General features: G+C 33.7%; 12 protein-coding genes. 2 read left to right on the forward strand and 10 right to left on the reverse strand.

What is annotated here, in order from left to right; genetic code table 11:
* From FHQ18_RS10440 to FHQ18_RS10460, 5 genes are all read right to left on the reverse strand, one after another.
* Nucleotides 1-539: helix-turn-helix domain-containing protein (locus FHQ18_RS10440; RefSeq protein ID WP_149267125.1), on the reverse strand; the 539-nt coding region annotated here is incomplete at its 3' end.
* 937 nt (nt 540-1,476) lie between these two features.
* Entirely contained in the window at nt 1,477-3,270 is a 1,794-nt protein-coding gene (locus FHQ18_RS10445; protein ID WP_149267126.1) for a DUF3373 family protein, read from the reverse strand.
* Between the two features lie 88 nt (nt 3,271-3,358).
* Nucleotides 3,359-3,688 carry a c-type cytochrome gene (locus FHQ18_RS10450; protein ID WP_149267127.1) on the reverse strand — a complete coding sequence of 110 codons (330 nt, stop codon included), beginning with the start codon at nt 3,686-3,688 and terminating at the stop codon, nt 3,359-3,361.
* A 70-nt stretch (nt 3,689-3,758) separates the two neighbouring features.
* Complete coding sequence (locus FHQ18_RS10455; protein WP_188020395.1) at nt 3,759-4,442, reverse strand: TorD/DmsD family molecular chaperone; 684 nt, start codon at nt 4,440-4,442, stop codon at nt 3,759-3,761.
* Nucleotides 4,443-4,533: 91 nt separating this feature from the next.
* Nucleotides 4,534-5,664 carry an MFS transporter gene (locus FHQ18_RS10460; RefSeq protein ID WP_149267129.1) on the reverse strand — a complete coding sequence of 377 codons (1,131 nt, stop codon included), beginning with the start codon at nt 5,662-5,664 and terminating at the stop codon, nt 4,534-4,536.
* A 647-nt stretch (nt 5,665-6,311) separates the two neighbouring features.
* Here FHQ18_RS10460 and FHQ18_RS10465 point away from each other — a divergent pair.
* Together FHQ18_RS10465 and FHQ18_RS12885 are read left to right on the forward strand one after the other, a co-directional pair.
* Nucleotides 6,312-7,322, forward strand: a complete 1,011-nt coding sequence (locus tag FHQ18_RS10465; RefSeq protein WP_149265288.1) for an IS110 family RNA-guided transposase — start codon at nt 6,312-6,314, stop codon at nt 7,320-7,322.
* A gap of 305 nt (nt 7,323-7,627) precedes the next feature.
* Nucleotides 7,628-7,759, forward strand: a complete 132-nt coding sequence (locus tag FHQ18_RS12885; protein ID WP_281285459.1) for a hypothetical protein — start codon at nt 7,628-7,630, stop codon at nt 7,757-7,759.
* 24 nt (nt 7,760-7,783) lie between these two features.
* Here the strand turns inward: FHQ18_RS12885 and FHQ18_RS10470 are convergent, their stop codons facing one another.
* The 5 genes from FHQ18_RS10470 to FHQ18_RS10490 form a co-directional block, all read right to left on the reverse strand.
* Nucleotides 7,784-9,118, reverse strand: coding sequence for a TRAP transporter large permease (locus FHQ18_RS10470; protein ID WP_149267130.1), 1,335 nt, complete (start codon nt 9,116-9,118; stop codon nt 7,784-7,786).
* Nucleotides 9,115-9,606 carry a TRAP transporter small permease subunit gene (locus tag FHQ18_RS10475; protein WP_149267131.1) on the reverse strand — a complete coding sequence of 164 codons (492 nt, stop codon included), beginning with the start codon at nt 9,604-9,606 and terminating at the stop codon, nt 9,115-9,117. Before FHQ18_RS10475 ends, FHQ18_RS10470 begins: the two co-directional genes overlap by 4 nt.
* Complete coding sequence (locus FHQ18_RS10480; RefSeq protein ID WP_149267132.1) at nt 9,603-10,580, reverse strand: TRAP transporter substrate-binding protein; 978 nt, start codon at nt 10,578-10,580, stop codon at nt 9,603-9,605. Before FHQ18_RS10480 ends, FHQ18_RS10475 begins: the two co-directional genes overlap by 4 nt.
* A gap of 235 nt (nt 10,581-10,815) precedes the next feature.
* A complete protein-coding gene (locus FHQ18_RS10485; RefSeq protein WP_149267133.1) occupies nt 10,816-11,514 on the reverse strand; it encodes a DUF2848 family protein in 699 nt (232 codons plus the stop codon).
* Nucleotides 11,515-11,588: 74 nt separating this feature from the next.
* Nucleotides 11,589-12,878 (reverse strand): TRAP transporter large permease, encoded by a 1,290-nt coding sequence (locus FHQ18_RS10490; RefSeq protein ID WP_223144616.1) that lies wholly within the window; start codon nt 12,876-12,878, stop codon nt 11,589-11,591.
* Nucleotides 12,879-12,886: the final 8 nt, after the last annotated feature.

The following is a 12,886-nucleotide window of genomic DNA, read 5'->3' on the forward strand; positions in this document are numbered from 1 at the left end:
ATTCCTCCAAAATATTCAAATGCATTAATGTGGCATCTTAAAAATGTTTCTACGTCCTGACTCCTAACTATTTCATAATATTTATATCTGCTATGAGATAGCACCATGCAAAATATCCAGCTCTTTACTTTTTTACCTTTTTCGCTATCATAAAGATAACCTATGTAACCGAAGTCCACTTGGGCTTCTTCGCCTGGTGGGGAAATTAATGGGACATAAATTCCATCCGGGCCTTTTAATTTCCTAACATACTTTTTCACACAACTGTAGCTTACGGATAAACCATGATCACTTATTAGTTTCTGATGGATTAATACTGCTGTTAAACCTTCTGAGAGGTATTCGATTATTTCTTCTTTGTAAGCCTCTAAAACACTTACTCTTGAAAATTTGGGTGTTTCTACTTTACCGTCTTTCACTTTGTCCCTTATCTTTCTCACTGTCTTCCTGTCGATCCCTAATTCCCTGGCTATTTGGGAAATATTTTTGCCTTGCGACAACAATGTCTTTACTGTGTAATACATTTCTACCCCCAGCATTTTATTTCCTCCAACCTGTGTATTTGTTGGAGGATGTTAACATACACAGGTGGGGATTTTTAAGGGCCTTTTACTGGGGAATTATTGTACCTTTAACAGCCGTCATTGCGAGCGCCAGCGAAGCAATCTCTTATACTAAAGGAAAAACATCAGCAAAAAAAAATTACATCGGGCTTATAAGCTCCTCGCTGGTGACATAACTGAGAGAGATCACTTCGTCACTTCGTTCCTCGCGATGACACAGTGGTAAGATTGCTTCGTCGCTTACGCTCCTCGCAATGACAAGGATTTGCCGTCATTGCGAGCGCCAGCGAAGCAATCTCTTGTGTGAAAGGGGGAAATGGTCGACGAATGAGATTGCTTCGTCGCTCACGCTCCTCGCAATGACGCAAGTGGTGAGATCGCTTCGTCGCTACCGCTCCTCGCGATGACACAAATAATGTTGTCATTGCGAGCGTCAGCGAAGCAATCTCTTGTGCGAAGGGGGAAATGGTCGACGAATGAGATTGCTTCGTCGTTCACGCTCCTCGCAATGACACCTCCCTTCCGTCATTGCGAGCGCTAGCGAAGCAATCTCTTGTGTGAAGGGTAAAGTAGTCGACGAATGAGATTGCTTCGTCGCATCCGCTCCTCGCAATGACAAGGGCTTGCCGTCATTGCGAGCGTCAGCGAAGCAATCTATTGTGCGAAAGGGAGAAATGGTCGACGAATGAGATTGCTTCGTCGCTTACGCTCCTCGCAATGACGCAAATAATGTTGTCACCCTGAGCGTCAGCGAAGCAATCTCTTGTGTGAAAGGGGGAAACATCAATAAAGAAAGATTGCTTCGGGCTTAAAAGCCCTCGCAATGACACAACGTGCACCAATTGATATCAAAACAAAAAAAGGCCGGAAAACCCGGCCTTTATCTATTTTATTCTAACAACCTACAGGAGTATTAAAATCTGTATGTAGCCTTGAGATAGAACTGCTCTACTTTATCAACTACTGGCATCATAGTATTGAATGCAGTAGCCTCTGATATTTTAACAGGTTCACCTAAATAGTTACCACTGTTTGTATACTCATAATCATAGTAAATGAAGCCAGTAGTTAAGAAAAATTTGTTACCTACGATTGGCTGATGATAGTATACTTCGTAAACATCACCACGGGTTGCAAGCTTTTGAGCATCCCAGGTATTCATAAATGGCTGCCAGTATTTGCTACCATGGTTGTATTCAAATCCAAGTTTACCACCGGTATATGGAAGCTCAGGAGTCATAACACCTACCCATATCATGTGGCCAGTACCATCCATCATTTCATCCATACCCATAAATTGGTACATAGGATTTTTACTACGCCCTGTTGGATCAGTCTTACTCATTGAGTATGATGCAAACCAGCTAAAGTCATATGTAATACCTTCAACCATGAGTGTATGAAGATCGATATTACCCACTTCACTCGTTGGCTCCACACGTGATACAAAACCACCAAAATTTGGCTCAAAAGTATACTCATCATAAATACCATCTCTGTCTTTATCATATCCATGAATGTAAAATGGCATTACAGTCAAACCAATAAAGCCATCTGTTAAACCAAACCCATGAGCATAGTTATACACCACTTTGTATTCATCATTATCAAAGAGTTTAGCAATTACACCAAAGAAATGAACATCATTAACATCTGCTTGAGAGTTTAAAGAGTTAAGCGTACCATATTGTCCTTCTACCCCTTCACCATAGCAGAATTTGATGTTAAAGCCAGGAATACCTGTCACATCTTCAAGATTAAAACCAAGAGAACCACCGTCAAAGTTCATCTGAATAATAGAAGCTACAGGAGAACCACCAAGCACTGCATTTTCATGATTTTCCATACCATAACCGTATGCTGCAGGTCTTCTACCAAAAGAGAAGTGCCAGTGAACATCACCAATACTGTTTTTATACACAAAGTAAGCTCTTTCTACTCTTACGCTGTCATCTGTAGGATACTGAGCAGAATTACTATCCATAAACATACTGCTCATTGTGCCATTGAAGAAATGAATAGGTGTGGAATCTCCAAAAGTCTTGTACATTACAAGACGACCGGTAAAAGAAACATGCTCATTAATTTTTGATTTTAGACGAAGTCTTAGTCTCTCAGTTAACATATAGTCATTGTTTGCATCATATTTCTTAGGCTTTGAGTTTGCCAACATTCTTTCCATTAATTTAGCTTCATCAGCATTTAAAGTTCTGTCATTTGCAAAAAGACCCATAAATGTTTGAAATTCTGTAGTATCTAATCCATCACTAGGATCTATACCTGCACCATATTCTGAATTATAATAAGCAACTACATTTGAAAAAGCCTTATACATTTCTGCATCATTCTGAGCCATTTCCAATAACAAATCGGGAGTAAAAACTGTTCTGTAAGTAGTCATAAAATAGCCATTACTATCAGTTAACTTCTCTTGTAAAAAATCACCCATCATTGCTTCCATCATATCAGGCATAGCTCTTACATCTTTGTACTGGATACTGTCTAATCTTGTCATGAATTCTGCACTGATGGAAAGCTTATCAGTGGCTGTGTGTCTGGTGTTTTGATTTACAAATTTGCTCATTTGATCAACTTGTGCTTGCAAATCAGCAATCTGTTTCTTAAGCTGCTCAAGGTCTACATCCTGAGCAAAAGCAAAAGATGCTACAAAGAACACTCCCAATAAAACTGCTAAAAACTTTTTCATAATCAACCTCCTTTTAATAAACTACCCTTCTAGTAGGATTCTAAATATTACTAAAGAGGCAAGGTTTAACCCTGCCTCTTTTTAGATCTTAACCACAAGTTTCTGGCTGGTCTGAATCAAGAGCATGATCATAAAGATACTGGAACATGTTCTCAATATCTTTGTCACTAAGCTTTTTTGCAGATCTGTTTGCAGCACACTCTTTGATTTTTGGAAGTAATGCCTTCCACTGAGCCTGAGTTTTGCTCACTGGGCTAAGAGCTGGTGCATCAGCTTTTGAACCATCATGGCATGCAAGACGGCAGTTTTTCTTCCAAACTCTTTTCCCCTTTCTTGCATTAGCTTTTGCAAAAACAGCAGTAGTTGCAAACATAGCAATTAAAGCAACTACCAAAATAGAAACAAATGTTTTTTTCATGGCAACCTCCTTATTTTACGGCTTTTAAAAAGCCATTTTTTGCCTTTTATTACAATCAAAAAACTCTTTATTATAAATCAAATATTTCAGCTAAAACCTCATCTAACTCTAGAAACAATCCCTTTAAAGCAGCCGAAACATCTTTATAAAAAGCCAAATTGGACCCTTCGATTACTTTATCTGAGAAATCAACTACATACTTACCAATATAATTGTACAAGACGGTAAAAAGCGTAGCAAGAGTATTTATAAAATTTTCATTCTTTTTTTTCATATCAATAATTTTATTTATAAGACCAGAACAAAATTCCAATATAATATATACGTGATCCACTACCTCTTTTATATCTTCTTTTAAAGCAAAACCTTCATTGTTCATCATATCTCTTAATGCAACTGTAGTTTCGCCCATTAATAGCTTTTCCTCTTCCAGATAATATGAAGCGTAAGGCACAGCGACAACACCACCATAATTTGATACAAAAAGTCTTACATATTCAGCTTCCATATCCACCTGACCAGGCAACTCAGGTAAATGCCCTACATAATCTTCAAAAAAATCTTGAAAAACAGGTAAAGCCTCTTTTATCCTCTCATATATTTCTTTATCTGGATATCGATAACAAAGAGATAAAAAGAAAAAAACAGACGATAAACTTTCAAGTCCTAACTGATCAGGATTTAACCTTTCATATGGAATACTTTCAAAATTACCTTTAAGTAAATTTGTTTTCAACACAGTAAAATCAATCAAAATGCACCTCATTCATTTATACTTTTTAATATATTAATAATTTGATTTTTGTTTGTAAAGACTTTTTTTGTATACAATATGCAATTTTTTATTAACATCGTTTTATGAAAAATTTTGCTAATAGTATCAAGCATCCCAATGTTATTAAAAAAACGTACCATCCATAATGTCTATAAATTAAAATTGGTAAAAACGATCCAATACTTCCACCTAAATAATAGAATGATACATACAATCCATTTACAACACCTTTGTGCTTATCAGCCAACTTGTTTAAAAAACCTGAAACAAGAGAGTGAATGGTAAACATTCCACCGCAGAAAAAAAACATACCTATGAAAAATATTAAGCTACTTTCTATCGACAATATAAGCAATGAAACAAGATAAAGTGTAGCACCTGCAAGGGCTGCATTTCTAACTGAACCTTTAAATATTTTAACAATTTTGGTAGAGTTTAATGAAGCTACAATTCCAAGCATATAACCACTATACATCACACCTGTTTTAAACTCCCCAATATTTGTTGATATCTCCTTCATGCGAAAAGGTAAAGCATTTAAGAGTGCTGCAAATACAAAAAATACACAGAAAATTGAAAAATAATAGTACAAAAAAACTTTCTTTGACAAAACATCTTTAAAGACAGACAAATTGATTTTGTTTACCTTGACTTTTTCATCTTTTTTTAACTTAAAAATCAAAACAGATGAAAAAATTAGGCTCATACTTAAAAATAAAAACACATAACGCCATCCAAAAATACTCGATATCAATCCCGCAATAAATCTGCCAAAAAAACCTCCCATAATAGTACTTGCAATATAGTAAGACATTATCCTCTGAACAGAATCAAGACTTGATATTAAAGAAATATAAGTCATTAGCGCTGTAAGTATTGCTGGTATAAATAGCCCTTGAAATAATCTAGCCAAAAGTATTAATGAAAAGTCAGATGCAAAATAAATTATCAACTCACTAAAGGCCAACAAGCCAGTTGCAACTAACAGTAATTTCTTCGCAGAAAATTTCTCAAGGATATAGCCATAAAATAGAGGCGCAATGGCAAGAGGAATTAAAGTTATTGTTATTAAAAGAGATGATTTATCTTCTGTAACTGAAAATTCATTTGAAAAAATTGGAAGTAGTGGCTGAGGAGCATACAGAGCCGAAAAAGTCATAATTGTAACAAAGGAAACAATAAAAATATATCTTTTATTCATAAACGTACTATAAATTCATTTACAGGATTTATCAACATTTTATCACTTATATGTTCAATGTTCAATGTTCAAAGTTCAATGTTCAATGTTCAACGTTGGTACATTAAAACGGTTCAACTATTCACTAGCTATTCTTTACCACTACAATCCTTACTACTCGAGGACATTGCACAGGCACTACAAATATATAGAGGCCATTGCACAGGCACTACAATATATATTATTTGTTACTACCAAACGTTAGCAAAGCAATCTCTCATTCAATTTCTTTCTTTGTCATTGCGAGGGTCGTAAGACCCGAAGCAATCTCTTTGTGAACATTACTCAAAATTGGAGATTATTTTTATAATACGTCAGTGAATTGAGATTGCTTCGTCGCTTTGCTCCTCGCTGGTGACACCACACTTTCGTCATCGTATATTGCAAATTATTAAAAGATATTAACGAGCAGTAAAAATTAATTTAATATTATAGAGAGTACCTAATGTGGAGAAGGATATGATTGTCATTGGTCTAAAAAGACCGTTCGCAATGTTATCCCCACATTAGGCTCCCTTTACTCAGAACAGAACATTAGGCATAAAGCCTGTATTTACGATGATAGAGTAAAAAGGGAGCAAGCTCAATAAAAAATTTGAGGTGAGTAAATGTATAAGTATCAAAAGGTGGTAGGTATTGATGTATCGAAGTTGAATTTATCCATAAGCGTATATGATGGTAAGAAGTATAGTTTTTACGAAGTTTCTAATAATACTAACTTATTTAAAAAAGATTTTTTTGACAAAGAGAGATTAGATTTATCAACCACACTTTTCATAATGGAAAACACAGGAGTATATCACTTAAAGTTAGCAACCTATTTAGTAAAAGAATTAGGATGTATAGTATCAGTAGTAAATCCGCTTGCAATAAAAAACTTTATAGGTATTGATTTAAACAGATTAAAAACAGATAAGGCAGACTCTAAAAAGATAGCAGAGTTTGGTTATATTTATGGTGATAAATACTTATTTAGTCCTACAGATGAACTCTCAGAAAAGATAGAATTAACGTTAAACATGATAGATGATTTTTATAATCAAATAAACACGCTAAGTAATCAATTGGAAAGTTTAATGCAAAGATACTATAAATTTCCTGAAATAATAAAAAGTTACAAAAGCATGATAAAAACATATCAAAGAAAGATTAGAGAAGCGGAGAAGGAACTAGAGAGATTAATAAAGAAAAATTTTAAAGTGGAATATGAGCTTTTACGTAGTATTCCAGGTGCTGGATTAAAGTTTTGTTCACTTGTAATAGGTAAACTTAAATGTTTTAAAAATTTCGATAAGGCTAAGCAAGTAAGTTCATATATTGGGATTTGTCCTAGTCCTTATGAGTCAGGGAGTTCAATTAAAGGCAGAGGTAAAATATCCAAGAGGGGTAACACGTATATGAGAAAAATATTATTTATGTGTTCATTAAGTGCTTGTAAGCATAACAGGAGCTGTAGGACTTTGTATTATAGGTTGATTGCATCTGGGAAACCTAAAAAGCTAGCGTTAATTGCTGTTGCAAATAAATTAATAAGACAAGCTTTTGGGATATTGAAAAGTGGAAAACCTTATGATCCTGATTATCATGCAGGATTAACACATAGTGCAAAAAATGCTTGACTTTTAACACAGAACATTGCGAGGGTCGTAAGACCCGAAGCAATCTCTTTTACAAAAGGTAAATGATCGGCAAATAAGATTGCTTCGCTGACGCTCGCAATGACAACTTTCTCTTTCGTCATTGCGAGGGTCGTAAGACCCGAAGCAATCTCATGTGCGAAAAATGAGGGATGTGGACGAAAAAGATTGCTTCGTCACTTCGCTCCTCGCAATGACAAAGAAAGAGCGTCTTTTTTTTTATAAAAATTTGAATTTTTTTAACCATTAATAATCATATAAATATAAAAAAGATGAAGGAGGTAAAAATGAAAACTCATCAGCTCTTTTTGATTATCATGTTTTTATTAACAGCTATTATGCAATATAATTTATATTTAAAAGATAAAAAATATAGTAAAATTAAAAACAAACACCACAGAAAACAAAAACAAAATTAACAAATATCCTTTTTAATATTTATTTCATTCAATCATCTTTTGGGGAAGATAAAATACAATCTCTGGAAACATAGTAATTAAAACAACCATGATTATCATTATAAGAAAAAATGGAAATGTAGCCTTTAATATTTTAGATATATCCTCACCAGATATCCCCTGAATTACAAAAAGACTAAACCCCACAGGTGGTGTAATCTGAGCCAACTCCACCATGAACACTAAAAATATACCAAACCATAATGGCTTAAACCCGGCCAAAGTAACAATGGGCAATACAATGGGTAGAGTCATAACTACCATGGAAATTCCGTCCAAAATCATCCCTAAAAAGATATACATCAATCCCACAACAAAAATCAGAACATAAGGTGACAAATTTAAACTTGCAATATATTCACTTAACGCCCTGGCTATTCCTACAAAACCAACTACCTGTGATAAAAACGCAGCACCCATTATTATAAATGAAATCATACAGGTTGTCTTAACAGCACTTAATAGAGAAGTCTTAAAGTTTTCCCATGTAAGGTTTTTAAACAATATAGCAAGCAAATAAGCACCTATTACACCTATGGCAGCTGCTTCAGTAGGTGTTGTAAAACCAAGATAAATACCACCTAACACTATAAAAACAAGAAATAAAACTGGAAATATTTCTTTTGATCGTTTAATTTTTTCTTTAAAAGAAAATTCTTCATCGTCCTTAGGAACTACATTTGGTTTTATAAGAGTAACAATAATTATATATGTAGAATACATACCAGCAAGCATTAAGCCAGGTATAACACCACCTACAAAAAGCTTACCGATAGATGTGTCAGAAAGCACACCATAAATAATCATAATTAAACTTGGTGGAATAAGAAAACCGAGAGTCCCAGCTCCGGCAAGAGAACCCAATGCAAGATTTTTATCATACCCTCTTTTTGAAAGTTCATCCAACGTAATCTTTCCCACTGTGGCTGTAGTGGCTGCACTTGAGCCTGAAACTGCTGCAAACAGCGAACATGCTACAACATTTATATGAAGTAATTTCCCTGGAACCTTTGTAAGCCATGGTAATAATCCGTTTAACAGCTTTGTGGAAATAGCTGTCCTGTATAACACTTCACCCATCAAAATAAACAACGGCAACGCAGTCAAAGACCAAGAATCCAAACTGTTCCATACAGAATTTGCAATCAACGCTCCAATTTTGTGCCAAACAGAGATAGTGGGTGGCAAATTAAACTTGTAAAGCAACATCCCTGCAATAGCAGCAGCAAAAAGGGAAAAACCTATCCACAAACCACTAAGTAAAAACAAAAACATTATACCAAACATAACAAAGGAAAGTATTAGTGGATCAGAGATCATTTACCATCCTCTTTAATAAATTTTTTCAAAATTTCGCCCAAAATCTGCAAAGCAAAAATTGTATATCCGATAGGTAATGCTATTTGAGGTATATACAGTGGCGTTTCCGCTATCGTATCCGCCCGCATATCCAAAGAATATGTGTCATAAACCATCATTGCAGAATGATATATGGAAAAAACAAGTATTGCCAAAACAACAAAAAGAACTACTGTCTCAAGATAGTTTCGAGCTTTTTCTCCCAATCTCGATGTAATAATAGTAATTCTTATATGACCTTTTTCCTTAAAAGTGTAAGACAAGCCGAGCATTACAACAAAAACAAACATATAAGCGCTGTATTCATCTGCTATCAACGTGGACGTATTGAACAAAGCCCTAAGAAAAATTTCTACTGCTATCAAACATACAATTAAAATCATAAAAATTGCTGAAAAAACGGCACCGATATTCGATGCCGTCTCAATGATTCTTAATATTCTTTTCATTTTACATATTTTTCCAAAACTTTTCTTTCTTTACCTTTTGCTTTTTTCATAAACTCTTCAATAATCTTTTTAGCAGCCTTATCCATAGCCTTAACTAACTCTGGAGTTGGATCATTTATAACCATTCCATGCTTTTTCAGTATTTCTGCAGCTGAAAAATACCTTTCTTCAGAATTTTTCCACTGCTTTTCTTCAATCTCTTTGGCTGCTTTCAAAATTGCTTTTTGCTGATCTTTTGACAATGATTTCCAGTAGTCGAGATTTATAGTCACCATATTGAGAGGAAACGCATAGTAAATATTTGTAAAATACTTCAATACTTCCCAGAATTTACCATTTTTCGCAGATTCAGTGGAAGTTAACACAGAATCAATTACTCCGGTCCTGAGAGATGAGTAAACCTCTCCCCATGGCATTGATACAGGAGATCCACCAAGCTCTCTCAAAAACTTTGCACCATTCTTATCGTAAGTCCTTGTTTTAAGCCCTTTTAAATCAGCAACACTTTTTATTTCCTTTTTGGTAACCAAACCACTTGGTGGCCATGGAGCAGCATATAAAAACTTTTGATTCCATTTCAATGCAGCTTTCTCATAAAGCGGCTTACAATCTTCATATAAAGCTCTTGCTTCTTTAAAGTTTGAAACAAGTCTTGGTAATGAACTGATTCCAAAAACATGTTCACTACCTGCAACAACACCCATCAGAATATCAGACATAGGAACTTGAGCATCTTTTACAGCTTTTAGAAGCTCTGGACCTTTAAACCCCAAACTTCCACCAGGATGAACAATTATTTTCACGCTACCATTAGAGTATTTTTCCACCAACTTAGCAAATTCCATCGCTCCCTGAGTATGAAAACTGGTAGCACCATAAATAGCGTTTAAATCAAGCTTAACATTTCCAGCAAACACGGTTAAAGAAAACATTAGCATTAGCATAAAACTTAAAATATTCTTTACATGCTTCATGACATCCTCCTTTTTTTGTTCGTAATTTTTTAAGTTTAGCGTATTAATTATAAATAAATAATCTCCTTATTCAATCTTAATTTTATCCTAGTTATCATAATATTACAAATTAAAGTACTTTTAATTCTCTTTAAGATATTATATTATATTTACTAACTTGCCTCTAAATCATTTTTTTATGCTTAATATAAAAAATTTTTTTATAACAAACTCCTAATAAGCTATAATGTTTACATCATAAACGATCAGGCAACGCTATAACTTTGTATGTATGGGTAATTTCTCTTTTTAGGACAGGATCAATCATTAGAAGTTTATATTTCTTTGCAAACAAAGTCTCACTACTTAAGATTGGAATAGTACCACTAAAAAAACAAAATTTCTCATTATTATAAAAATAGTCTGATTTTATGTATTTGATTAATTCATTTATCTGTAAAATATTATTGAGCTTTCCTTCTTGGTATAGAATATATTCTTCACTATCCTCAAATTTTACAAAACATTGAAGTATTATTTCATCAAAATGATTTTTTATATCATCATAGCGCCAAAAAATATTTGAAATAATTTTAGTGCAAATCTGTTTTGATTTTGAAACTGAAATTGATTCTAATTCCCTGTCTGTATGATCACTTGCTACTGTTATAAACAGTTCATCACTGGCATTAAATGCAGCAAAAAATTCAATTTCTCCTGAAGTTTTATCACCTATTACATAAAGTGTATCTGTGGTAGAGATGCGTTCAGGATCAAACCAATAAACCGCAGGTATTGACTGAGGTATTGGAACGTTTAACTTTTTTAATTCTTCAATATGTCTATTAACAGATTCTTGATCTCTCCCAGTATAACCTAAAGCAACAGCAAATTCCCAATCTAAATTAATTTCTGCTGTCACATTATCTCTATTCACTACTTTAGCTTTTAACATTTAAAACTCCTTTTTGTTAAACAACAATTCATAACTATAATAGTTAACTTGTTAAAAAAATATTTTATAATTTACTAATTAAACTTTGCTGGTAAATACAATACTATCTCAGGAAACATTATCAATACAGCAATCATTATTATCATCATAATTACAAATGGTACACTACCAATAATAATTTCTTTTATAGAACCTTTTCCTCTAACACCCTGCACAACATATAGATTTAAACCAACAGGGGGAGTAATGAGAGCCATCTCTATTAACAAAATAAGCAATATGCCAAACCAAATTGGATCAAACCCCAAATTTAAAATAACAGGATAAACAATCGGTATTGTTAATACCATCATCGATAATGTTTCGATAAAAAAACCTAACACGATGTACATTGCAATAATAATAAGTAATGTATTTAAAGGTGAAAAACCTAAATTTCTAATAAAATCTTGTAGAATATCAGTTAATCCTAATGAAACCAGAATAAAATTTAAGTATGTGGCAGCAAGTAAAATTAACATTATCATCCCTGTAGATCTCATTGTACCTTCAATAGATTCTTTCAATAGATTTAAACTCAAATTACCTCTAATTGCCGTAATTATTAAAGACGCTATAACTCCCATTGCTGCTGATTCTGTAGGTGTTGCAAACCCAGCATAAATTGAACCAACTACAACTAAAAAAATAATTAAAATTGGTAATAAATTTGTAATCGTTTTAATTCTCTCTTGCCAACTTATACCCTTTTTAACTTTACCTAACTTAGGATATATTATGCATAAAATCAAAATCATAAACATAAATAAAAACGCTAACATAACCCCGGGAATAATACCTGCAACAAACAATCTTGGAATAGATGTATTTGTTAAAAATCCATATACAATTAAGTTTATTGATGGAGGAATTAATATACCTAACGTCCCTCCTGCTGCTATCGATCCTGCAAACAAACTTTCGTTATAACCATATTTTTCAGCTTGGGGTAAAGCTAATGTTCCAATTGTTGCAGCAGTAGCTACACTTGAACCAGAAGTTGCTGCAAAAAGAGCAGAAGTCATTATGTTAGCATGCATTAGACCACCAGGTAACCATGATAACCATTTATCAATAGCCTTGTATGTATCTCCAGCAATACCAGATTTTAACAAAATTTGTCCTAACAAAATAAAAAGAGGAATCGCAAATAATACAAAACTTGCATTTTCTGACCATGCCACATCACCTATGGCCCTTATAAGAGGAAATGGTGAATATAATTTTTCTAAAATTATCCCTAAAACTCCCATTGTAGCTGCAACAGGTATGCTTAACAACAATAACGTTAACAAAATAATTAAAGAAACTATTGCAATATTCATACTTTTAC

This window comes from Deferribacter autotrophicus (assembly GCF_008362905.1).
Taxonomy (GTDB): Bacteria; Chrysiogenota; Deferribacteres; order Deferribacterales; family Deferribacteraceae; genus Deferribacter; species Deferribacter autotrophicus.

Bases quoted from the DNA above. Each gene is read 5' to 3' on its own strand.
- FHQ18_RS10470 (WP_149267130.1), bottom strand. From the start codon at position 9,118: ATGATCTCTGATCCACTAATACTTTCCTTTGTTATGTTTGGTATAATG.
- FHQ18_RS10475 (WP_149267131.1), bottom strand. From the start codon at position 9,606: ATGAAAAGAATATTAAGAATCATTGAGACGGCATCGAATATCGGTGCC.
- FHQ18_RS10465 (WP_149265288.1), top strand. From the start codon at position 6,312: ATGTATAAGTATCAAAAGGTGGTAGGTATTGATGTATCGAAGTTGAAT.
- FHQ18_RS12885 (WP_281285459.1), top strand. From the start codon at position 7,628: ATGAAAACTCATCAGCTCTTTTTGATTATCATGTTTTTATTAACAGCT.
- FHQ18_RS10485 (WP_149267133.1), bottom strand. From the start codon at position 11,514: ATGTTAAAAGCTAAAGTAGTGAATAGAGATAATGTGACAGCAGAAATT.
- FHQ18_RS10460 (WP_149267129.1), bottom strand. From the start codon at position 5,664: ATGAATAAAAGATATATTTTTATTGTTTCCTTTGTTACAATTATGACT.
- FHQ18_RS10450 (WP_149267127.1), bottom strand. From the start codon at position 3,688: ATGAAAAAAACATTTGTTTCTATTTTGGTAGTTGCTTTAATTGCTATG.
- FHQ18_RS10490 (WP_223144616.1), bottom strand. From the start codon at position 12,878: ATGAATATTGCAATAGTTTCTTTAATTATTTTGTTAACGTTATTGTTG.
- FHQ18_RS10445 (WP_149267126.1), bottom strand. From the start codon at position 3,270: ATGAAAAAGTTTTTAGCAGTTTTATTGGGAGTGTTCTTTGTAGCATCT.
- FHQ18_RS10480 (WP_149267132.1), bottom strand. From the start codon at position 10,580: ATGAAGCATGTAAAGAATATTTTAAGTTTTATGCTAATGCTAATGTTT.